General features: G+C 63.6%; 18 protein-coding genes. 7 read left to right on the forward strand and 11 right to left on the reverse strand.

The annotated features are described in order from the left end of the window. Positions 1-155 precede the first annotated feature (155 nt). Positions 156-1,436, forward strand: a complete 1,281-nt coding sequence (locus ACYOEI_RS04855) for an ABC transporter permease (RefSeq protein ID WP_462848195.1) — start codon at positions 156-158, stop codon at positions 1,434-1,436. A gap of 171 nt (positions 1,437-1,607) precedes the next feature. Next, positions 1,608-3,122 (forward strand): MFS transporter, encoded by a 1,515-nt coding sequence (locus ACYOEI_RS04860; RefSeq protein ID WP_462848196.1) that lies wholly within the window; start codon positions 1,608-1,610, stop codon positions 3,120-3,122. Between the two features lie 74 nt (positions 3,123-3,196). Here ACYOEI_RS04860 and ACYOEI_RS04865 read toward each other — a convergent pair whose 3' ends face one another. Beyond that, positions 3,197-3,544 carry a response regulator gene (locus ACYOEI_RS04865; protein WP_462848197.1) on the reverse strand — a complete coding sequence of 116 codons (348 nt, stop codon included), beginning with the start codon at positions 3,542-3,544 and terminating at the stop codon, positions 3,197-3,199. A 400-nt stretch (positions 3,545-3,944) separates the two neighbouring features. After that, entirely contained in the window at positions 3,945-4,679 is a 735-nt protein-coding gene (locus ACYOEI_RS04870) for an HAD family hydrolase (RefSeq protein WP_462848198.1), read from the reverse strand. Between the two features lie 98 nt (positions 4,680-4,777). On the opposite strand from ACYOEI_RS04870, the gene ACYOEI_RS04875 reads away from it, so the two are divergent. From ACYOEI_RS04875 to ACYOEI_RS04885, 3 genes are all read left to right on the forward strand, one after another. Continuing rightward, positions 4,778-5,728, forward strand: a complete 951-nt coding sequence (locus tag ACYOEI_RS04875; RefSeq protein ID WP_462848199.1) for a sugar phosphate isomerase family — start codon at positions 4,778-4,780, stop codon at positions 5,726-5,728. A gap of 122 nt (positions 5,729-5,850) precedes the next feature. Continuing rightward, entirely contained in the window at positions 5,851-7,044 is a 1,194-nt protein-coding gene (locus ACYOEI_RS04880) for a M20 metallopeptidase family protein (RefSeq protein ID WP_462848201.1), read from the forward strand. Positions 7,045-7,147: 103 nt separating this feature from the next. After that, positions 7,148-7,609: an alpha/beta hydrolase gene (locus tag ACYOEI_RS04885; protein ID WP_462848202.1), complete on the forward strand. Its 462-nt coding sequence runs from the start codon at positions 7,148-7,150 to the stop codon at positions 7,607-7,609. 150 nt (positions 7,610-7,759) lie between these two features. Here ACYOEI_RS04885 and ACYOEI_RS04890 read toward each other — a convergent pair whose 3' ends face one another. From ACYOEI_RS04890 to ACYOEI_RS04920, 7 genes are all read right to left on the reverse strand, one after another. Next, entirely contained in the window at positions 7,760-8,707 is a 948-nt protein-coding gene (locus ACYOEI_RS04890) for a hypothetical protein (RefSeq protein ID WP_462848203.1), read from the reverse strand. Between the two features lie 343 nt (positions 8,708-9,050). Next, positions 9,051-9,473 carry a hypothetical protein gene (locus tag ACYOEI_RS04895; RefSeq protein ID WP_462848204.1) on the reverse strand — a complete coding sequence of 141 codons (423 nt, stop codon included), beginning with the start codon at positions 9,471-9,473 and terminating at the stop codon, positions 9,051-9,053. A gap of 161 nt (positions 9,474-9,634) precedes the next feature. Further along, entirely contained in the window at positions 9,635-11,023 is a 1,389-nt protein-coding gene (locus ACYOEI_RS04900; protein ID WP_462848205.1) for a TlpA family protein disulfide reductase, read from the reverse strand. Positions 11,024-11,243: 220 nt separating this feature from the next. Next, positions 11,244-13,259 carry a M56 family metallopeptidase gene (locus tag ACYOEI_RS04905; protein ID WP_462848206.1) on the reverse strand — a complete coding sequence of 672 codons (2,016 nt, stop codon included), beginning with the start codon at positions 13,257-13,259 and terminating at the stop codon, positions 11,244-11,246. A gap of 47 nt (positions 13,260-13,306) precedes the next feature. Beyond that, positions 13,307-13,693 carry a BlaI/MecI/CopY family transcriptional regulator gene (locus ACYOEI_RS04910; RefSeq protein WP_462848207.1) on the reverse strand — a complete coding sequence of 129 codons (387 nt, stop codon included), beginning with the start codon at positions 13,691-13,693 and terminating at the stop codon, positions 13,307-13,309. A gap of 233 nt (positions 13,694-13,926) precedes the next feature. After that, positions 13,927-15,039, reverse strand: coding sequence for a carboxylate-amine ligase (locus ACYOEI_RS04915; RefSeq protein ID WP_462848208.1), 1,113 nt, complete (start codon positions 15,037-15,039; stop codon positions 13,927-13,929). A 149-nt stretch (positions 15,040-15,188) separates the two neighbouring features. Continuing rightward, positions 15,189-15,464, reverse strand: coding sequence for a hypothetical protein (locus ACYOEI_RS04920; RefSeq protein ID WP_462848209.1), 276 nt, complete (start codon positions 15,462-15,464; stop codon positions 15,189-15,191). 251 nt (positions 15,465-15,715) lie between these two features. Here ACYOEI_RS04920 and ACYOEI_RS04925 point away from each other — a divergent pair, with 251 nt between their 5' ends. After that, the gene (locus tag ACYOEI_RS04925; protein WP_462848210.1) at positions 15,716-17,011 is read left to right on the forward strand and encodes a Xaa-Pro dipeptidase; all 1,296 of its coding nucleotides are present in this window, start codon (positions 15,716-15,718) and stop codon (positions 17,009-17,011) included. Between the two features lie 43 nt (positions 17,012-17,054). Here ACYOEI_RS04925 and ACYOEI_RS04930 read toward each other — a convergent pair whose 3' ends face one another. Beyond that, entirely contained in the window at positions 17,055-18,362 is a 1,308-nt protein-coding gene (locus ACYOEI_RS04930; protein ID WP_462848211.1) for an MFS transporter, read from the reverse strand. Then, positions 18,346-18,804 carry a DUF5658 family protein gene (locus tag ACYOEI_RS04935; protein WP_462848212.1) on the reverse strand — a complete coding sequence of 153 codons (459 nt, stop codon included), beginning with the start codon at positions 18,802-18,804 and terminating at the stop codon, positions 18,346-18,348. Before ACYOEI_RS04935 ends, ACYOEI_RS04930 begins: the two co-directional genes overlap by 17 nt. A 323-nt stretch (positions 18,805-19,127) precedes the next feature. On the opposite strand from ACYOEI_RS04935, the gene ACYOEI_RS04940 reads away from it, so the two are divergent. Then, positions 19,128-21,866 (forward strand): WD40 repeat domain-containing protein, encoded by a 2,739-nt coding sequence (locus ACYOEI_RS04940; protein ID WP_462848213.1) that lies wholly within the window; start codon positions 19,128-19,130, stop codon positions 21,864-21,866. The last annotated feature ends 79 nt before the right edge of the window (positions 21,867-21,945 follow it).

Below are 21,945 nucleotides of genomic sequence, written 5' to 3' on the forward strand. Positions count from 1 at the left end.
TAAGGGATAGCGGGGACCCCGGGAACGAGAGTGCGAGGCAATCCTTATCGCTCGCGGAGCCTTCTCAGAAAGTCGAATGCGATGCGACCGACATCCTCTCCAAACTGGATATCCCCTGATTGCAGCGCGAGTCGAACTCACATCGGTGATTGCTGATGAATAAGGTCTGGAACACCGTCAAGCTCGCGCTCCGCAACCTGACGTTACACAAGCTGCGCGTGCTCCTGACAGCCCTGGGACTGATCTTCGGGGTCGCCTCGGTGATCGCCATGCTCGCGATCGCCGAAGGGGCGAGCGCCGAGGCCCAGCGACAACTCGCCGAACTCGGGGCGACGAACATCATCCTGCGGAGCAATAAGCCGGTCGACGACGTGAAGCCGTCGAAGAATGCGAACGACAGCTTCGTCTTCAACTACGGGCTGACGAACAAGGACTTCGACCGGATCATGCAGACGATCCCCACGGTCGTCGGCGCCACCCCGCTTCGCGAGTTCCGCAAGAACGTCCGCCACCTCGACCGCGAACTTGAAGGCCGGGTCGTCGGGGCCAACCCCGACTGCCTGGCGATCACCGGGCAGAAGCTCGCGCAGGGGCGGTTCCTGACCGACCTCGACATGGCGCGGGCTTCGAATGTGGCGGTGATCGGGTCCGAGATCGTCGAGAAGCTCTTCCCATTCGGGGACCCGATCGGCCAGTCAGTCCGGGTCGGCGACAACCACTATTATCTGATCGTCGGCGTGACGGCATTCAAGGCCCCCTCCGGGGGGACGGGGAGCAGTCTCTCGGCCCAGGATTTGAACAAGGATGTATACATCCCCTTGACGACCGACCGCGCCCGATTCGGCGAGCTCCTCATGGGAGAGAAGCAGGGCCAGTTCACGGCCGAACGCCTCGAGCTGAGTCAGATCACGGTGACCGTCCGGACGATGGACGAGGTCAAGCGCACCGCCGCCTCGCTCGAGAGCCTGCTCCTCCAGTTCCACTCCAAGAAGGATTACAGCGTCACCGTCCCCTTGGAGTTGCTCGAGAAGGCCGAGGCGACGAAGCGCATCTTCAACCTCGTGCTCGGGTCGATCGCGGGGATCTCGCTCATCGTCGGCGGGATCGGGATCATGAACATCATGCTGGCGACCGTCTCGGAGCGGACTCGAGAGATCGGGATCCGCCGCGCCCTGGGGGCGAAACGCCGCGACATCATCTTCCAGTTCTTGACCGAGACCGTCGTGATCTCGGCCTCGGGAGGGGCGATCGGCGTGGCTCTGGGCATGGCCGTGCCCCCGATCGTCTCGTCGCTCTCGGGGGTTCCTGCCGTGATCCGGCCGGAGTCGCCCATCGTCGCGTTCCTGATCGCCCTCGTGATCGGGGTGATCTTCGGAGTCTATCCGGCCCGCCGGGCCGCGATGATGGACCCCGTCGAGGCGCTCCGCTCGGAGTGATCGAACGCAGAACAAATGTTCCGACGATTCCGCAAGCTCGACTGGGGTACCCTTGGCGAACCCGCTAGAATGACCGAGTGTCTTCCGCGGGGTAGATCTCGCGTTCCGAAGGCCGGGGGGGTTCGAGCGATGTCGGGCGAGGCTGGCAGTACGACGCATCCGAATCGGGCCATGATCACGTCCGCGCTCTTGATGGCGATGGCGGTCGCGGCCCTCGAGCAGACCGTCGTCTCGACGGCGATGCCGAGCATCATCGCCAACCTCAAGGGGTTGAAGATCTACCCGTGGGTGTTCTCGGCCTATCTCTTGGCCGCGACGGTCTCGACCCCGATCTACGGCAAGCTCGCCGACATCCTGGGCCGCAAGCGGGTCTTGATCTTCGGGCTCGCGCTCTTCGCCGTCGGCTCGGCCCTCTCGGGGATGGCCCAGAGCATGTCGCAACTCATCGCCATGCGTGTGTTGCAAGGCCTCGGGGCGGGCTCGGTCGGCCCGATCGTCCTGACGATGCTCGGCGACCTGTTCACGCTCCAGGAGCGGGCGAAGGTCCAGGGGCTCTTCAGCGCGGTCTGGGGAGGCTCGAGCCTCGTGGGGCCGGCCATCGGGGGCCTTCTGACAGACCAACTCTCCTGGCGCTGGGTTTTCTTCGTGACCGTCCCGTTCGGGATCGCTGCGATCGGGATCCTTTATTTCTTCTTCGACGAGCGGGTTGTCCGGAAAGAAACCCGGCCGATCGATTGGTGGGGCGCTGCCCTGTTCACGGTCAGCTCGACCGTGCTCCTCGTGGTCGTCCTGAATGCCCGGGAACTGGCCTATGGCGCGAGTCTTGGGCTGATGTCGTTCGCCCTCATCTTGCTCGTGCTTTTCATTCGCCAGGAACGACGGGCGGCCGACCCGATCCTGCCGCTCGACTTGATCCTGTCCCCCCCGATCGCGTCGGCGATCGTCGGGAGCACCTTGATCGGGGTTCTGCTTTTCGGGATCGATACCTACTTGCCGCTCTACGTGCAGGGCGTGAAGGGAGGGACCGCGACCGAAGCGGGCCGGGTGATCACCCCGCTCTTCTTCGCGTGGGCGATCAGCGTGGCGATCGCGGCGAAAGTCTTAATTCGCCTCGGGTTCCAACGCACCGCGGTCGCGGGATCCCTGCTCATCGCGTCGGGCTCGCTGGCCCTGGCCTTCGGAGCCGCCCAGCCCGCCTGGTCAGGCCCAATCTTCATGGTCTCCGCCTTCGTGATCGGCCTGGGGATGGGGCCGACGTCGTTGAGCTACATCCTCGGGGTCCAGCACGCGGTCGCCTGGGACCGCCGTGGCGTCGCGACCGGCGCTATCTCCTTCGTCAGGACTCTCGGAGGAGCACTCGGGGTCGGGATCCTCGGCGCGACCCTAGGCTTCGAGCTGGCCCAACGCCTTGACACCGAGCGAGGTGCCGGGATCGACGTCTCGGCGGCGCTTCGCCCCGAGACGCATGCCTCGCTCTCTCCGCAGCAGCTCCGGGTCGTGCAGGAAGCTTTGGGGCTCTCGCTCCGCGACGTTTTCTTCCAGATGTCGGCGGTTGCCGCGTTGATCATCGTCTGTTCGATCGGCCTGAAAAGTCGCAAGCCTGCGGCGGCACCGCAAACCGAGGATGACGATTCCGTTTCCGATTCCGAGACGGAGGTCGCCACCGAAGTTATGTCCGGCCACTAACCGGCTTAATCGATCGCGATTGATTGGCTTGGTTTCGGCCAAGGTTGGATAGCCCCTCCGTTCCCCGGCCGAGGTTATTTGCACAAGGTGCAGAGCTGGACGAAATCCAGCGGCTTGCGAAGCATGGCCTCGGGCTTGAGCATCGCCAGCGCATCGAGGCGGGCGCGATCCTGACAACCCGTGACGACGATGACCCGAGATGAGAGCTGGGCGTCACGCACGCGTTTCAGGATCGTCTCGCCGTTACCGTCGGGCAGCATCAAGTCGAGCACCACGCAGTCAGGCGGGGGCTCGAGAAGGGCCAATCCTTCCGAGACCGACTTCGCTGAGGAGACCTCCCAGCCTTGCCGACGGAAGAGGGCCTCCATCGCGCGTCGCGAGATCGAATCGTCCTCGACGATCAATAAGCGGCGGGCAGTCATCTCGGTAGTCCTGCCAACGGTTCCCCAGGCACTCCGTTCTCGAGTTTCAACGGTGAGCAAGGATGTCACTCCCCGGGATGCGAAGAAAGTCTTGCCAACTATAGCGAGATCCAGGCAACTCTCGTACCTGTAGAGGCAATATTCGCCGACATCCTGCTTAACACAGACGGCTTTCTTGACAACCCGCTGGGAGGCGGTCCGATCTCCCTCGAATACGATCGCCTCATCTCGATCGAATCCGAATCGAGCAATACCTTGCGCGTGCCCGCGAATCCACTTGCGCAGAACGCCGCGACAGGCTTGATCTACGAGGCGTTCGATTCCGGTCGAGAAGTGTGACCTGGACCGGACTTCATCTGATCGACGACGAGAGGGGCGGAGCGACATCGCCCTGCAAAATCTATAACACACGATCAAGATCTTGAATGCTGTCAATCATAACCGTCGTCAGAGGGCACGACCATAGGGTCGTTGCCATAGCCGAAGAACGTTCGAGCGAGTCTCGCCACGCGAGGGCGTCGGGGTCGTCGGGTCGCCACCCTTTGGCCGATCTGGTGGGCCAACGGATCCAGACGGTTTGCATCCCGAGCACGGACGCGGGGATGATGTCGTTGTCGAGTCGATCTCCGACCATCAAACACTCCTTCGGTTCGGCGCGGGCCAGTTCGATTGCGAACCGAAAGAGATCGGGATCCGGCTTGGCCAGGCCGACCTCCTCACTCAAGGCCACGACCTCGAAGGCTTCGAGCATGCCCAACCTGTTCAGGACCTCACGACACTCCCCGCCCTGGTTGGCAATCAGCCCGAGACGAAAGCGCCGAGAGAGGCGGGAGACGGCTTCCGAAGCCCCCAGGATCGCGGGAGAGAACTCCGCGTAACGAGGTCGGATCAACCCCTCAGCGCGTGCCCACACCGCCGAGCATCCCTCATCTCCGAGGATCGGATGGACCGCATCGAAGAGGGGCCAACGTGACCCCGATGCGACGAGCTGTTCTCGCGTCGCGAGCAGGTCTCGGAACCCCAGATCCGGCCGGACCCGGCAGACTTCTTCCCAGTGGACTCGAGCGTTGACATAACCGAGGGGGTCCTCGTCGAGCAGGACATTCCCGACATCCAGGAAGACCCAGCGGATCATCTCTTACCCCCGACCGTGGACCACAGTAAATTAGGGTGGCGGCCAGGACCGACGGGGCTTCCTGGCCTTGGTGTTACGATCGAGGAAGAACCATCCCCATGAATCTCTTGACCACGTTCGCCGGCTCGATGATGGAGGGTTTCCTCCCGCGAGGGTGGGACCTCGCCAAGATCGACGCCTGCTGCTCGCAGCCACCGGAGTCGGTCACCGCACGCCAGCCCTGGTGGCACAACGAGTTCGAGCCGATCCCGTGCAACGATCTCGCCGACTTCGACGTCATGCTCGGCCACGAGATCGCGCAGACGATCCGGCGAACGCGAGAACAAGGGCGGCCCTGCTCGCTCATCTTACCCGTCGGGCCGATGGGCATGTATCGCTGGGCGGTCTTCTTCCTCAAAGAATGGGGCGTCTCCTGCGACCATGTCCACGGCTTCAACATGGACGAGTGGAGCGACCGCGAAGGGAAGACCCTCGCCTCGAATGACCCCGGCGCCTTCCAGAACGCCATGGAAAACGCCTTCTACGGCCCCCTCGGCAAGCTGACCGTCCCCGCCTCGCAACGCAACTTCGCCGTCCCGGAGAGCCTCCCCCAGTATGCGGACAAGATCGCCGCGCTGAAGGCGAAAGGAGCCGAGCTCTCGGTCATCTTCGGGATCGGCCGCGTCTGCCACATCGCCTTCTGGGAGCCCCACTTCGCCGAGGAATACGGCTCGGTCGACGAGTGGAAGTCGCAGACGCACCGGATCGGTGCGCGGCTGCATCCGCTCACGATCGAGCAAAACGCCCTGACCAGTTTCAAGAGCCGAACGACGCTCGTCCCCGCCTTCGCCAACACGATCGGACCCGGCCTCTTCCTCCAGGCCGATCGGATCATCGGTGGGGCCGACGGGGTCTTCGACCGCGGGATGCAGTGGCAAGGGACCAGCCTCTGGATGACGCTCCGCTACGGGCCGGACCCCTGGGTCCCCAGCTCGTTCATGCCCACCCTCCCCGGCCGCCTCTTCTTCCACAAGGGTCTCGCCGGCCCTCTCGAACCCGAGATGAACTAATCCAGGACAGCGTCGACCGGCAGCACTCCGGTCGACGCGTTGAATGGCCCAGACAAGGCGGGGCTTGCCAACATCTGCGGATGGGGCCTCGTCCTTCCGCGGATTGAAGGGACTTGCGCCGGATGACCGACTGGCGGATGATAATCGACCGGGAGTTAGACGGCCTCGCCGACGACCTGCGCGCGATCCGCCGGCATTTGCATATTCACCCCGAGCCGAGCCGAGAAGAGTATCAGACCACGCTCTTCCTGGGCCGGAAGCTCGAGGAGGCGGGAATCCCCTTCCGCGTCGTCCCCTCGGGGCGAGGGATCATCGCGGGCCCGGAGCCGGTCAAGGGACTGCGACGCGTCGCCTGCCGGGCGGATATGGACGCGCTACGTCTCCAGGACCTCAAGGAGGTGGCCTATCGGTCCTCGCGAGACGGCGTGATGCACGCCTGCGGCCACGACGCCCACTCGACCATGGCGCTAGGTGCGGCCATCGCGTTGCACCGTTGCGTTGAGGCGATCCCCTGGCCCGTCTCCTGGCAAGCGATCTTCCAGCCCGCCGAAGAAGTCGGCGAAGGGGCCGCCGAGATGGTCGATGCCGGTGCCGTCGACGGTGTCGACTCGATCGTCGCACTCCACGTCGCCCCCGACCTGCCCTTCGGTCATCTCGGCATTCGTTTCGGTGTTCTGACCGCCTATTGTCAGGAGATCGACGTCACGATTCGAGGCGTCGGAGGCCATGCCGCCCGCCCCCACTTGACGGTCGACCCGATCGCCGCCGCGGCCCAATTCCTCACCTCGGTTTACCAGCTCATGCCGCGATCGCTCGATGCCAGAGACCCCGTCGTCGTCTCCTTCGGCGCGATCTCCGGGGGGATCAACTGCAACGTAATCCCCGATCGCGTTATCTTGCGGGGGACTCTCCGCACGATGGGGAGCGCTTCGGCCGAACGGGTCCGCGAGCGACTCGCACGAATCGCTCGAGGAGTCGCGGAGGCGACCCTCGCGGAAATCGAACTCACCTTCACCGGGGAAACCGAGGCCGTCCACAACGACCCGAGCGTGACCGAGACCTGCGCCCTGGCGGCCCGCGAGGTTGTCGGAGCCGAACGCGTCGAGGAAATACCACTCCCCAGTATGGGGGCTGAAGATTTCTCAGGCTACCTCGACCACACCCCAGGTTGCATGATGCGGCTCGGCGTCGCCGGCGGGGACGAGACCAGCCACCATCTTCATTCGCCCCACTTCGATATCGACGAACGGGCCCTCGTCGTCGGAGCTAAAGTCCTCGCCCACAGCCTGATCCACCTTGCTCGACACGGATCATGAAAGTCTGCAAAACTGATTCAAGTCGACTTACGCAAAATTTTTGACCATGGCCAAGTCTGGCAGCGATCCTCTGTCAGAAGCGTCGGGATCACGAGACGTAGTCATGAGAGTTCTGTTCTTGCACGGGTGGCATTCCGTCCCCGGAGGCGTGAAGCCGAGTTATCTCGCCGAGCACGGGCATGAGGTGTGCAATCCCGCGCTCGACGACGACGACTTCGAAAGGGCCCGACTCACCGCTCAAGGCGAGTTTGATGGGCGGCACCCCGACGTCGTGGTGGGGTCGTCTCGAGGTGGGGCCGTGGCCATGAACCTCGACGTCGGCGACACTCCACTCGTCTTGCTCTGCCCGGCATGGAAACGTTGGGGGACGGCCCACTCGGTCAAGGCAGGCACCGTCATCCTCCACGCGGAAGCCGACGAAGTCATCCCCTTCGCGGAGAGTCGGGAGTTGATCCGCCTCAGCAAGCTCCCCGTCTCGAGCCTGATCGTCGTCGGCCACGACCACCGACTCGCCGACCCGGAGTCATTGGCGACGATGTTACGAGCCTGCGAAGTACGAGAATGATCCATTCGCCAGAGCGGGTTGCCTACCTGATCAAGCTTCGTGACCACGCCCGCTCATCATGACGAATCGCCCGATGGAACGGCCCGGATCGGGCGTGTGTCCCGCAGGCACGTACGGTTGGGGACGAGCCCCGATGGTCGGACGATCCGGTCAGGAGACGACCGAGTCGTTCTCGTTGGTCGCGTCGTTCTGAACGTTCGACGTCCGCTCGACCGTGTCGCGACCTGCGCCACCGAAGGCACTCGCGAAGACCTGGGCCTGGGTCGCGGTCGGGTCGACGAAGATTCCATAGTTGATCGTGTCGTTCCCGCTCCCTCCCTCGACGATCGCGGGGAGCGCGGAACTCGTTCCGATGGTTCCGGTCGAATTCGCGCCGACCTGGATGATATTTGTGAGGGTGTCGTTGCCGGCACCACCGTCCATGGCAAGATTATAGATATAATTTCCGTTGATTTGACCCATATAATTGGACGTAAGGGTATCGTTCCCACCGCCTCCCGAGAACGCGGGACTCAAGGACGCCCCCGCAGCGACGGTGCCGACGCTCGCGAAGCTGAGCTTGTCGTTGCCGGCGTCGCCTTCGAGATAGGGGTTCAACGTCCCGGCGAGGGTCGAGCCGCTTTGCTTCACGGCCATCGTGTCGTTGCCCGCGTTCCCGTAGGCCTCGAGGTTCAGGCCGACGGGGTTGTTGATGTTGGCCGCGAGATCGGCCGTGAACTGGTCGTTGCCGGCACCGAGCGAGACCTGGACGGTCCTCGGAATGACGAGGTCGCCGGTGAGCGTGTAATTGACCTGGTCGTTCCCCCCCTTGGCCTGGACCTGGACGAGGGAGACCGCGGTCTGCGTCGTGTAGGTTCGGCCGTCGCCGAACGTCAGCGTGATATTCCCGACGGCGTCGGTGCCGTTGTCGTTGATGTTGATGATGTCGGCCTTGTTCGTCCCCGTGACGAGGAGGATCGGGACGCCGTTCACGGTCCCTTCCGTGACCTGGGGTTGAGAGACTCCGGCCGTCATCAGTCGACGACCCTCCAGCGACTCCAGGCAGGGGGCCACGTGCTTGCGATTTCGTCGGTACGCTCTGGCCTTGCTCTCATCCATGAGAGGACTCCTGACCCTGGGGGACTTGATCGGGACGACCGAGGCGTACCTTCGGAAGTCGGTTGAGTTGCGTACCGGGTGTTGGGGCGAGTTGGGAAACCGAGATGACCACCGGCCGATCGAGGTGAGTTGTTCCACGGGCATTTTGGCGAACGAGACAATCCCGTCAACCCCGAATCGGAGTAGCAGGGCGTGTCGACGAAATCCGTTCGTGACGCACATCTTGTGTTAAGAAATGTGGTGCAAGCAACGACCCCGCTCCCTCGCTCGGGGTCGAGGGAACGGGGTCGAAATGGAATCAAGTGTTGTTTGGTGGACGCATTGAAGTTAGGGTCGGTTCGGATTATCGACGAGCACCACGTCCACCAAATCCGCCATAGCCACCGCCGTAGCCGCCGTAGCCCCCGCCATACCCACCGTACCCACCACCGTAACCGCCATAACCACCGTAACCACCATATCCGCCGGGTTGGGGGAAGCATCCTCCTCCAGGATACGGGCAGTAGCCTCCACCATAGGGTGGGCGCCCGGGGTAGCCTGAGTTCCCGCCACCCCAAGGCGAGCCGTATCCGCCTCGCCCATAGCCACCGCCGCCGTAGCTGCCCCCGCCGTATCCGCCACCGCCATGTCCACCTCGTCCGCCGTTGGCCATGGCGGGAATGGTCATCGAAAGTCCGGCAAGGCCCAACAACGCAACCAGGAGCACTCGCTTGATCCCGCGTGCATTGCGCCCGTCTTCCACGGCACTTCGCTCGAATGTCCGCATATCCGTTGTCCTTCCGTATCGTTCGGCCCTGTGTTCGAGCTCGTTTCACGAGCCCCGTCACCTGGGTTATCAAGAACGAGACGCGCGTCGGACACGGTCGAAGATCGATTCGATTGGGTCGTGCGGCGCACCGCAGGTGGCTCGTTTCGTAGAGACTCGAGTTACTTGCCCGCGAGGAGTTGCTTCACTCGGTTCGAGACCGCTGCGCGGAGTGTCGGCGAGTAACCGACGTGGATGTCGGCGATCTTTCCGTTTTGATCGACGATGAACAACGTCGGAAAACCTCGGACGTGATATTTCTCCGGCAGACTCTCCGCCTTCATCGACGGATAATTCAGTTTCATGATCTCGGCGACGAACCTGGCATCCGCCTCATCCGAGTCGGTGTGCATCCCGAGAACGGCGACGGGTTGGTCCTTGAACTCCTCCGCGAGTTGCTTGACCTGAGGCATGGCCTGAACACACCACCCGCAACCTCGCGACCAGAAATCGAGGATCACGACTTTGCCTCGATAATCGGTGAGCGAGTGCGACCTCCCCTCCAGGTCGGTCGTCGTCCACTCGGCGGCCATCCGGCCAATCGCCTTGGCGTTGCTCTTGGCTTCCTCGGTGTAGTAGGAGGCCAGTTTCTTCTGGCGGTGGATCTGTTGGTCGAGCTGATCGCGGAAAATTGGTAGTGTCAGCGACTCCTTGGCGTTCGTAAGTGCTTTCTCGAATTCTGCCATGATGGCGGGAACGCGATCGGCATCCTTGGTGATACCCACGAGAAGGGTCTCGCCCGCTTGATTGGCGGCGAAGTATCGGTCCGCCTCGTCGGCGAACGTTTTTGTCCAGCCTGGATTGTGTTGCTCGGTCGTTACGAGCTCCGTGGTCCCTTTCCCCTTCCCGTCGATGCCGTAGCTCTGGGTGTTCTGGGTCTCGGCGCTGCGGATCAGGCCAAGCTTGGGGTCGAAGGCGAATTTCACCTGGAACTTGGTCTCATAGATCCGATTGGCCGGGCCGAACCATTCCGCCTGGAACGACCACACTTCGGGCGATTTCGCATCACCGACCACCGGCTTGAGCTCGACCCGGGAGTCGACCTCTCGCCCCGCGACGCCCCAGCGATCCTTGGCCTGGGCGGCGTTCGACGGCAGGGCGGGAAAGATATGAGCCGGGGCGATCTCGGTGCCGAGCGTTTCATTTTCCAGGATCCGGCCATCCGGGAAAATGTCGACGTAGGCAATCGTGACGCGAGGGGGCGGTTCCGGTGCCGATTTGCCGGCGGTCGCAGATGAACGCGAAATGAATTGATTTTGATGCCTCAGAATGACCCGAGAGGAACCATCGGCGTTTTGGCGAGTTACCCATCCTTGCCACTCGATCTTGGTCGTGTAGCCCCCTCGGCCGTAGTCGAATTCGCTGCTCGAGCGATAGCGGAATTCCCTTCCCGGCTTGAGATCATACCGTGGTAGCGGAGAAGGAGTCGTCTCCGCGACCACAACGCTTGACGCGACAAGAGTGAGAGCCACAGCGAGTCGAGCAGAGCCGTTCCCCATCGATCGGTTCATGGAGACGTTTCCGATAGATTTGTGATTGAATTTTGAAGCGAACAACGAGTTCTCGAGGCGTTCTGCCTCATTGGGTAAGGACCGTCGGGGATCGCCAGTCGGTCTTCTCGAGCGACGGTGGAGAATTTGGTCGTCGTGCGCGACCAAGACCAAAGACTCGACGCAGCCCGATCGGCGGATCGAGCTGCGTGGGGAATCTTTCAACGGGCTGGGGGATAAACTATTGGCCCAGGCCGCCATTGGGGCGAGACTCGCCCTTCTGTTCTTTCTTGAGCGTGGCCACTTCGTTGAGCAGAGCTTCGAGTCGTTTTTCGAGCTGGGCGATCCTGTCCTTATCGGAAAGTTGGATCGCACTCCCCTGGATCGTGATCGCGTGAGCTTTCGCGGTTTCGACCCCGATGACCAGCGGCGACTTGGGGGCCTCGGCAATGCGAACCTCCTCGACGACCACCTTCTGGGGTTTGACGGCCTGGGCCGCCGGCATCCCCTCGACGACCACGATCGGGGCTTTAGCGGGCTGGCCCACTCGAGCGTCCTCGACAGCCACGGCCGGGCCCCGGGTCGTGATGTGGAGAGGATTGACAAACGTCACGGCCAATTGCTTCTCAATTGGAGCGACGTGTGCCCGAACTCCCTCGAACGTGACCGTCCGAGGTGTCAGGGTGCCCACGACGGGCTTCTCCGCCTTGGGATTCACCACGAAGGTGACATCCGCCGTGGTCGTGGCCTTCTCCGCCTTGGGATTCACCACGAAGGTGACATCCGCCGTGGTCGTGGTCTTGGTCGACTTGGGAGTCGCCACGAAGGTGACATCCGTCGTGGTCGTGGTCGTAGCCGTGCTCGGCTTGGCACTCGCCACGGAACTCCTGAGAAGGATGAGCTTGTTCAGGAGTTTGTTGGACCGAAGCTCGAGGGCATGAATGGCCGGATCGCTGCCGGTCTGTTTCAACTTCTTCTGCAAGGCTTCGATCTTGGCATTCAGGTCCGCACGTACCTTTTCCAATTCCTCGATCGAGGCCACGGTCCGTTCGATCTCGCGTTTCTTGTCCTCGTCGGGAATGGTGCGATCTTTGGCGTCGCTTTCTTTCACCGGCTCGCCCGCTTTCGCGTGCGTGTCGATCTCGTCGACCAACACCTGGATCGCCTCGGGATCGGCATCGGCCTTCTGGGCCCACGTCGGGTTGATCGGCAGCAGGACGGCGGCAAGCCCGATGGAGCCGAGTGTACCCCAGGCACCTCGGAGACGAGGAGTCGTTCCGGTCATGATCATCGTCAACCTCCTTCTGAGATGATGGGCCTTCCCGAAGCCGCTGGCCAACAGAGGCTCGGGTCGGTCGGTTTGGTGGAGAAAATCGATCGCTTCCAGGAGCGTCTCCGCGTAGCACCGCGCGGAGTCGGGGAGGGTCCAGACGACCCAGGCGTCGCAGCACTGTTCTTCGACGTTGTGGAGTGCCTTGCGGCTCCACCAGAGCACGGGATGCCACCAGTACAGCGCCGTGACGACGAACTCGAAGAGTCGGACGTGGTGATCGCCCCTGCACAGGTGGGCGAGCTCGTGGACGATCAACGTCAGCCGCTGGTGCTCGTCCAGCTTCTTCCAGAGCTCGGTCGGTATGATGAGCCGAGGCCTTCGGCCGAGCGCCCAGAGCATCGGCGAGAGCCGGCCCGAGACCCAGTAGGCCTGCGGTGGATTGGTCAAGCCGAGGCGCCCCGCCAGTTCCTCGACCCAATCCTGGATAGGGTCAGGTACGGGCTTGGCTTCGTTGAGAAGGCTTTGAAAGCGTCGGACTCGTCGTCCCGTGACGAACAGGGTCGTGACCGTCCCCGTGATCCAAATGACCAGCGCCACGGGAGGCCCATAAACTCGGATCTCGGCAACAACGGCATTCAGCATCTTTCGCTGAGGGCTCGTCGGGGGCTCATTTGCATCGAGAACGGCATCGAACCTCACGTTCCGAGCCGTCGTCGAAGACGCAGTCCCTTCGTTCGATCCTTCGACGACGAATCGAAGGATCTGCCCGTTGGCGTCGAGGAAATCACCCGAGTTCGGCAACCCGAGGCGAGGCACGGGGAGTTGGTATAGCGGAGGAGTGACGAGCTTCAGGAGCACGAGAAGCCAGAGGCAGTGCATCAAGGCCGGGCGCCGACCGAGGGCGCGGCCAAGGCCGACGACAAGGAGGGCGAGCAAAGTCGCGGAGACGGCGTTGCTCAGCGCGGCACGAATGAGTGTATCCACAGCCGATCCCTCTCAATCGACAAGGAGCAAGTCTTGGAAAGGCCGCATCAACGTTTCCGATCGAGCCGGTCGACGAGGTCGCGAAGCTCGCGACGCTCCTTCTCGGAGAAGCCCTTCCCCTCGACCAGATGGCTCAGGAGCGGAGACAACGAGCCTCCACAAAGCGCGTCGGCGACCGCCCTGAGCCGGCGATCGATCAACTCATCACGATGGATCGCAGCCCGGAACACATGCACCGAACCGCCCCGATCGCGCCCGACACACCCTTTCGCCTCGAGCCGGTCGAGCAGCTTCTGCACGGTCGCATACACCGACGCCCCGCCCTGGCCATACACCCGCTCGACCAATTGACGAATGGTCGCGGGGCCGCCATCCCAGAGCGACTGCAAGATCGCCAACTCCGCGTCGGTCACATCCGAATTCCGATCACTCATGCGGCAAGCTCCCCAAGACAAGCTGTCTGAGGGAGAGTCTAAGACAAGTCGTCTGAGGTGTCAAGCGAGAGGATCCGTCCGGCATTTTTTTCCTTGAAGCGGACGTGTCGCCGTGACGTCGACTTTCCGGGATCGATATGTCATGAAACGAAGAGGCCGCGGGCAACCTGCGCCCGCGGCGAAGTCATGGGGTGGGTCGGGAGGTCGAGCCGACCGCCACTGTCTTGAGTCGGTCAGAGGTCGATCTCGGTCTCCTCCATCAAGCGATCGACGATATCCTCGAACTGTTGCCGACGGTCGAAGGCCTGGCGTTGACGACGAGCGCCGGTGCCCTGGTTCAGGGTCGTTCGGACGAGCGTGGCGACTTCGTCCCACTCGCCTCTGGCTTTGAGGGTCGGGCGGAGATATTCGAGGAGGCGTTCGACCATCGCTTCGGCGGGGACCGCACGCATGGCGAAGGTGTCGATCAACTCGCCTTCGAGCCCGAACCGGGACGCTCGCCATTTCGCGGCCCGGAGGAGTTCGGGTCGGACGTGGCTGACCGGCAGATCGCCGCGATGGTCATCGTAGCAAGTCTGGGCCAGGGCTCGGCAGAGTCCTGCGATCATGACCGTTTCGTCAACGGTCGAGCATACGTCGGCGATTCGGAACTCCAAAGTCTCGAAGTGGGAGGAGGGGCGGATATCCCAATAGATCTTCGAAGCATCGTCGATGCTGCCGGTCGCGACGAGGGCCGAGACGAGGTCGTCGTATTCGGCGCGTGAAGCGAGGACGATGGGTAGGCCGGTCATCGGGAACCGCTGAAAGAGCTCGGTCCGATAGCTGGCGTAGCCGGTGTCCATGCCGAGCCAGAATGGCGAATTGGTCGAGAGGGCGAGGAGCGTCGGCAGCCAGGGTCGGGCGCGATTCATGACCTGGATCGCGGCCTCGCGGTCGCGGATCCCGACGTGGACGTGGCATCCGAAGATGATCTGCTCGCGGGCAAGCTGCTGGAAGTCGGCCGCGATCCCGTAGTAACGCGCCTTCGGTGTGAGGGTCTGGTCTTCCCAATGCGAGAACGGGTGCGTCCCGGCGGCCACGATCCGACTGCCTTCACGCCGAGCGGCGTCGATGACCCCTCGCCTCAGTCTCAGGAGCTCGGAGCGAACTTCTCCGAGCGTCCTGCAAACGGGTGTGCCGATCTCGATTTGAGAGAGGAAGAGTTCCGTCGTCACGTCCTCGCCGATCGTTTTCTTCGCTTTGGGGAGAATCGCCGTCGCCGCCTGTTTCAGCCCCCGAGTCTCCGGGTTGATGATCTGATATTCTTCTTCGACGCCGATCGTGAAGTCGTCGGGGGGAGTTGACACGTTGATCCGCTCCTCGTTCGCAACGCCGGGTGACCGGGCCGTCACACGCCAGCCCTGACCACGCACGCGCAAGAAGACACTTGGGCACTTCTGGTGCCAAGAGTCCTAAGCACGTCGGGAGGAATTGCGAACGAGGAGCCTCTCGTCACTCAATGTCTCAGCAGGCCCGCCAGGGAGGTCAGGGCCCCGAGGAACGTCGAGCGAGGTGTGACATCGTCCGCCGTGCAACGGCGGAACAGCTCTTCGAGGGGGCGTCGGTAGCTCCAGTCATCGCTCAGACAACTGAGCTTGTCGAATTCGCCCTTGCTCATGAAACCTTGATACACGAGGCGGGATCGGTCGGGCTCGAAGCGAATCCGGTCGCGGACGGCGGGGGGGAATTCAAATCCAGGGGGGAGTTTTTCCAATCGGACGAAGTGTTCCATCTCAGAACTCCATCAAAGCACCCCATCAATCGGAACCACACGCGGGAGAGCATCAAACATCCCGAGTGTATCCCACGCCTCGGCCACGATCCAACGATTAAGGATTTTTTACAACCGTCGAGGCCGATTCACTCCACCGAGGAACGTCGTTACACTCTCCATGAACCTTCCGGGCCGACTCGCAGGCTCTATCGATGATAGGAGCGGATGCTTTGAATTGGAAATCCCGATGTGTCGGACTTGCGTTGTGGTTGAGTGTTGCCCCTGGTGGTGTCGGGACGGCCGACACGATCGTCGTCCACGCGGGCCGGCTTTTCGACGGGACGGGGGAATCCGCCTCCGAAGACCGGTGGATCCTGATCGAAGACGGACGAATCAAGGCCGTTGGAAATCGTGACGTCGTCGGTGGCGAGGACACGAAAATCCTCGACCTCACCGGGGCAACCGTACTGCCGGGGCTGATCGACTGCCACACCCACCTCGGCACTCGGGCCGATCGTTTCGACGAGATCCGCCGGTTCAAGGAAACGCCGAATCAAAATGCGTTCGCGGCGGTGCTCCACGCGAAGAAAACGCTGGAAGCGGGGTTCACCACCGTACGAGACCTCGGCTCTCGACCGTTCCTGGCGGTGGACCTGCGCGATTCGATCGATGAGGGATTTCTCGTCGGACCAAGGGTCGTGGCCAGCGGCCCGGGGATCTGCATGACCGGAGGTCATGGCGACCTGAACATGTACGCGCCCCAGGTCCGGGTCTCGCTTTTCCCCGACGAACGCGACTTCCGGATTGCCGACGGCCCGGATCAAGTGCGCCACGTCGTCCGGGCCCAATTGAAGCATGGGGTCGACGTGATCAAGATCATGGCCTCAGGCGGCGTGATGTCGCGCGGGACCAATCCCGGGGCGGCCCAGTTCTCGGTCGAGGAACTCAAGGTCGCCGTCGACGAGGCCCACGCCGCCGGCCGGAAGGTCGCGGCTCACGCCCACGGCGCCCAGGGCATCAGGAACGCCCTGATCGCGGGAGTCGACTCGATCGAGCACGGGAGCCTGATCGACGACGAAGGGATCCGCATGATGGTCGAGCGGAAAACCTGGCTCGTCGCCGATATCTACAATGATGATTACCTATTAGCCAAGGCGGTCGAGATCCACCTCCCAGAGGAGTCGATCGCCAAGGAGAAGGCCATCGGCCGGCTCCAGCGCGAGAACTTCGCGAAGTGCGCGAAGGCGGGCGTCAGGATCGCCTATGGGACGGACGCGGGCATTTACCCTCACGGCGACAACGCCCGCCAGTTCGCCATCATGATCCGTTACGGCCTCACTCCCGCGAAAGCGATTCGCTCCGCGACCAGCGATGCCGCGGAGCTCATCGGCCGTTCGCACGAGGTCGGCCAGGTTACCCCGGGACACTACGCCGACTTGATCGCCGTGCAGGAGGATCCCCTCGCGGATGTGCGAGTCCTGGAGTCCGTCGGATTCGTCATGAAAGGTGGGAAGGTCATCAAGGACGAGCTTTCGAACAAGGCTCCTCGCCTCGAGCCAAGATAGCGTCGGAACGTCGAGGCCTTCGGCACGAGCCCGCCGACCCTCATCATGTCGCGGGTGCGGGCTCGTCCATCGGCTTGGCGTCGTGGAGGGAGTCGAGGTGGCGGATCCGCGGCCAGATGAGGGCGACCGCGAAGACGACGAGGATCGTACCAATCCCACCGCCGACGACCGAGGCCACCGGGCCGAACAATCTCGCGGTCATGCCCGACTCGAATCCGCCGAGTTCGTTCGACGTCCCGATGAAGATCGCATTCACCGCCGAAACTCGGCCTCGCATGCTGTTCGGCGTGAGGACCTGGACGAGCGTCGAGCGGACGAGGACGCTGATATTATCGAAGGCCCCCGTCAACGCGAGCATCAGGAACGAGAGAATCACATTGCGCGAGAGGCCGAACACGACGGTTGCCAGGCCGAACCCGACGACGCACCAGAGGAGGGCCATCCCCGCGCTCCGGAGCGGTGGTCGGTGTGCAATGACCAGGGCAATCGCGACGGCCCCGATCGATGGGGCGGCTCGGAGCCAGCCGAGCCCGACGGGCCCAATGTGCAGGATGTCCCGTGCGAAGATCGGCAGGAGGGCGGTGGCCCCACCCAAAAGGACGGCGAAGAGGTCGAGCGTGATCGTCGCGAGGATCAATTCGTTACGACTGACGAATCGGAAGCCCGCCAGGAGCGATTCGAGGGAGACCGGTTCGTTGAGCCGGGGAGAGTCCGAGGTCTTGACCGACAAGATCGACGCGACAACCACGAGTGAGCAGCACGCGTCGAGGAGGTAGGCCAATGGGGCGCCTCCGGTGATCGCGATCACCAACCCGCCGAGCGCGGGGCCTGCCACCGAGGCCACCTGCATCCCGCTGCTGTTCCACGTCACGGCATTGCTGAGCAAGGACGTCGGGATTACCTCGGGGAGGAGCGACCAGCGCGCCGGGGCCCCGAAGGCTCTGCCAACGCCTGCGATCAATAGACAGACATACGAGAGGATGATCGGCCCGGACGTCCAGGACGTGAGGGCGAGCCCGAGCGCCGCCACGCCCGAGACGGCCTGGGCGGCGACCATCACGTATTTACGCCGATAACGATCGGCGGCGTGGCCGGCCGGGAGCGTGAGGAGGAGTACGGGGAGGAACTGGATCAGGCCGACGAGCGCGAGGGCGACCGCCGAGTCGGTCCGTTCGTAGAGCTCCCAGTTGACCGCGACCCCGCGGATCTGGCCGCCGACCATCGAGACGACCGAGCCGAGCAGGTATCGGCGATAGTCGCGAAGTCGAAGGGCGGCGTAGGGGTCATGTCGTGCCGGCGGATGGGGGGAGGCCGGTTCTGGCGAGGACGAATCTTCAGCGTGAAGGGGCATCAAACGTGTTCCGGATCGGCGTCGAATCGAAGTCCAGGATCGCCTCCCGGAAGAATAGGGCGAGGCTGTACGCGACCACGAGCCCCGCGGCCAGGGCCCCGAACCGGACGACCTTGCGCCCGAGCCCCCGCCTTCGCCGCTCCACGACCTCGCAGGCGACGATCGCCACGGACACGACGAGAAATTTGAACGCCGTCATCCCCGCCATATTCCAGCGCGCGAACCACCAGTCGGCGACCGGGTTGGACTCGTAAAACCGCAGCCCTCGACGCAAGAGGGCATACGTCATCAAGAGGTCGAGAGTGCTGAGGATCAGCAGCAAGGCGCTCTCACGGGCCAGCCGAAGCGGCTCGCCCGTGAATTCGCCCACCAGCCGCTGGATCATCGGGGGAGTGGCGTCGGCTTCGCTTCGAGCGCCCCCCTCCTGCCCTGTGAACTCCATGGATCCGATCTTATCAGAATCGGCTCGGGATTTCCCACGCACCCCGCCCCAATTCCTCGCGTCCCTTCCCGAGATAACGACTCCCCAATTTCATAAAATGTAGACATGAACCAGCCAATTTCAAGATTGGCCGCCATCCGTGTGGACGCGGGAGAACCTTGCAACCGCCGCGTCGGCCGTCTATGTTCAACAAGGGATGAATACCCCACGGCCGTGGACCCTTGAGGCGGGGCGAACGGGCTGCGCGAGACCCGGATTCCGGGCGGGGAGTTCCCGCTCGTCCCCTCCCGGGCTCCACGTACCTGAACGAAGAGAGTCGTACCATGTTTGGTATCGTAAAGCACCGCGCGAGGTGGGTCGCCGTCGCCCTGACGACCCTGGCCACGACGGGAATCGCGCTTGCACAGCAAGCGGCGACGCTGGTAGGGACCCTCGACGGGCATAGCGACCCGGTCTACACGATTGCCTGGAGTCCCGACGGTAAGACCCTCGTGACCGGCGGGTTCGACAATACGGTCCGGCTCTGGGATGCCGCCACGCGCAAGGAATTGAAGAAGTTCGAGGGGCATACGAACCTCGTCCTGACCGTGGCCCCGTCGCCCGACGGCAAGCGGATCCTCTCGGGAAGCCTTGATAAGACCGCCAAGGTCTGGCAAGTCCCCGGCGCCGGTGCGTCCAAGGAGCTCACGGGACATAGCGCGGCCGTGCATGCCCTGGCGGTGAAGCCCGACGGCAAGCAAGCGGCCGCGGCGGCCGGCAATGTGGTCAAGGTCTGGGACCTCGCCGCCGGCACTCCGCTCAAGGACCTCGCGGGACACGCCAGCGACGTCGAGAGCGTCGCCTGGCGCGCCGACGGCGCCCAGGTCGCCTCGGGGGACAAGGCGCGGACCATTCGCTTCTGGAACGCCGCCGACTTCGCGCCCCAAGGGCTCATCGAGACCCCGTCCGACACGGTCCTCGGCCTGGCCTATCTGCCCAACAACACCCAGCTCGTCTCCGCGGGCTCCGACGGCCTGGCCAGACTCTGGCAGTTGCCCGTGACGGAACCCAAGGTCGTCGACGCCAAGGCACCGATCGGAGCCTTCGCCTCGAGCACGAACGGGTCCCGGGTCGCGACTGTCGGGGCCGATAAGGTCGTCCGTGTCTGGAATGCGGCCGACGGGGCCCTCGTCAAGGAACTCCCGGCCTCGGAACAACCGGTCGTGGCGTTGGCGTTCAAGGCCGATGGGGGTCTCCTCGCCCTCGCCTTCGGGAATAACGTCGTGCAGATCGTCAACGCGGCCGACGGGGCCGAGGTCAAGAAGACCGATCCCCTCCCCTCCCCCATCACATCCCTCGCCTTCCGCCCCGACGGGAGCCAGGTGGCCGCGGCGGGCGCCGACAACCAAATCCAGGTCATCAACGCCGCGGACGGGAAGATCGTGAAGGCCCTCGCGGGGCACACCGCGAAGGTCAACGCCCTGGAGTTCGCGCCCAACGACGGAAACCTCCTGATCTCGGCGTCGGCGGACAAGTCGGCCAAGGTCTGGGACGTCGCGCAGGGCAAGTCGCTCCGCGATTTCGCCGGGCATGGGGACGCGGTGCTTGCCTTGAATGTGAGCCGGGACGGCGCGAAGCTCGTGACGGGCTCGGCCGACAAGTCCATCAAGGTCTGGACGGTCGCCGACGCCAAGAACGTCGCGACGCTCGCCGGCCACTACGCCCCCGTCCAAACCGTGGCGCTCTCGAACGACGGCAATCGGCTCGCGAGCGGCTCCGCCGACAACACCGTCCGCTTCTGGGACGTCGCCGGGGCACGCGAGCTCGAGCAGCTCGGGGCCCATGCGTCAGCGGTTGCTGGCGTCGGGATCTTGCCCGACAACGCCTCCGTCGTCTCGGCGGGCGGGGATAATAAGCTACGGGTCTGGAAACCAGCTGCCGTCCGCGTCTTCGCCGGACACCAAGGGCCCGTCTTCGGACTCGCGATCCATCCGAACGGATCCCAGGTCTATACCGCCTCCGCCGACAAGACCGTCAGGGTCTTCGACCCCAACACGGGGAACCAGGTGAGGGCCCTCGAGGGTCACACCGACGGCGTCAAGGCGCTCGCCATCACCAAAGACGGCGCCAAGCTCCTCTCGGCCTCGGCCGACAAGACATTGAAGACCTGGAATGTGGCCGACGGCAAGCTCCTCTCAACGTATCCGGCCCAACCGAACCAGGCCCTCTCGCTGGCGACCTCGGCAGACAACAAACTCCTTCTCGTCGGCCTGGCCGACAACACCGCCAAGCTCTTCGATCTGACCCAGGCCGACCCAGCCAAGGCCGAGCGCCAAGTGATCTCCGGGCACGCCGGACCCGTGACCGCCGTCGCGATCCTGCCCGACAACGCGACTCTGGTCACCGCCTCGGAAGACAAGACGATCAAGCTCTGGGGCATCGTCCCCGTCGGGGCGCTCAAAGATCTTGCGGGTCACCAAGGGCAGGTTTACAGCGTGGCCTGGTCTCCTGATGGGAAGCTCGCCGCGACGGGCGCCGCCGACAAGACCGCGAGGATCTGGGACGTCGAGAAGGGTGCCCAGGTCCGGGCGATCGAGAAGGCCCACGAGAACGTCGTCTACTCCGTCGCCTTCAGCCCGAAGGGCGACCTTCTCGCCACCGGGGGCGACGACAAGCTCGTCAAGTTCTGGAACCCTGCCGACGGCAAGGAACTCCGCAAGGGGACCGGCCATGGCGCGGCGGTCTACTGCCTCGCGTTCCAGCCCGACGGCGCGAAGCTCGCCTCCGGATCCGTCGACAAGACGATCCGTATCTGGAACGTCGCCGACGCCAAGGAGCTCGCCAAGCTCGACGGCCACCCCGACGACGTCTACTCGATCGCCTTCAGCCCCGACGGCAAGCGCCTGGCCTCGATCGGCTATGGGGGCAACCTCTACGTCTGGGACGTCGACGGCGCCAAGCCGATTTTCCACCAGAAGATCGCCCCCAACACCATGGCCTACGGTGTCTCCTGGAGCCCCGACGGCAAGCAAGTCGCCATCGCGGCGTCCGACAACAAGGGGTATCTCTTCAATATCCCCTGACATCGAATAAGGTCGATGCTCGCCCTGGATCTGAGGGCGATCAGGTTGATCTCGTCGCCGGGGGTTTTGACCACGGATG

Source organism: Singulisphaera rosea (genome assembly GCF_054877945.1).

What these genes read in the sequence shown, in the direction of transcription:
- ACYOEI_RS04855 (WP_462848195.1), top strand. Translation starts at nt 156, where the DNA reads ATGAATAAGGTCTGGAACACCGTCAAGCTCGCGCTCCGCAACCTGACG.
- ACYOEI_RS04860 (WP_462848196.1), top strand. Translation starts at nt 1,608, where the DNA reads ATGATCACGTCCGCGCTCTTGATGGCGATGGCGGTCGCGGCCCTCGAG.
- ACYOEI_RS04865 (WP_462848197.1), bottom strand. Translation starts at nt 3,544, where the DNA reads ATGACTGCCCGCCGCTTATTGATCGTCGAGGACGATTCGATCTCGCGA.
- ACYOEI_RS04870 (WP_462848198.1), bottom strand. Translation starts at nt 4,679, where the DNA reads ATGATCCGCTGGGTCTTCCTGGATGTCGGGAATGTCCTGCTCGACGAG.
- ACYOEI_RS04875 (WP_462848199.1), top strand. Translation starts at nt 4,778, where the DNA reads ATGAATCTCTTGACCACGTTCGCCGGCTCGATGATGGAGGGTTTCCTC.
- ACYOEI_RS04880 (WP_462848201.1), top strand. Translation starts at nt 5,851, where the DNA reads ATGACCGACTGGCGGATGATAATCGACCGGGAGTTAGACGGCCTCGCC.
- ACYOEI_RS04885 (WP_462848202.1), top strand. Translation starts at nt 7,148, where the DNA reads ATGAGAGTTCTGTTCTTGCACGGGTGGCATTCCGTCCCCGGAGGCGTG.
- ACYOEI_RS04890 (WP_462848203.1), bottom strand. Translation starts at nt 8,707, where the DNA reads ATGGATGAGAGCAAGGCCAGAGCGTACCGACGAAATCGCAAGCACGTG.
- ACYOEI_RS04895 (WP_462848204.1), bottom strand. Translation starts at nt 9,473, where the DNA reads ATGCGGACATTCGAGCGAAGTGCCGTGGAAGACGGGCGCAATGCACGC.
- ACYOEI_RS04900 (WP_462848205.1), bottom strand. Translation starts at nt 11,023, where the DNA reads ATGAACCGATCGATGGGGAACGGCTCTGCTCGACTCGCTGTGGCTCTC.
- ACYOEI_RS04910 (WP_462848207.1), bottom strand. Translation starts at nt 13,693, where the DNA reads ATGAGTGATCGGAATTCGGATGTGACCGACGCGGAGTTGGCGATCTTG.
- ACYOEI_RS04920 (WP_462848209.1), bottom strand. Translation starts at nt 15,464, where the DNA reads ATGGAACACTTCGTCCGATTGGAAAAACTCCCCCCTGGATTTGAATTC.
- ACYOEI_RS04930 (WP_462848211.1), bottom strand. Translation starts at nt 18,362, where the DNA reads ATGCCCCTTCACGCTGAAGATTCGTCCTCGCCAGAACCGGCCTCCCCC.
- ACYOEI_RS04935 (WP_462848212.1), bottom strand. Translation starts at nt 18,804, where the DNA reads ATGGAGTTCACAGGGCAGGAGGGGGGCGCTCGAAGCGAAGCCGACGCC.
- ACYOEI_RS04940 (WP_462848213.1), top strand. Translation starts at nt 19,128, where the DNA reads ATGTTTGGTATCGTAAAGCACCGCGCGAGGTGGGTCGCCGTCGCCCTG.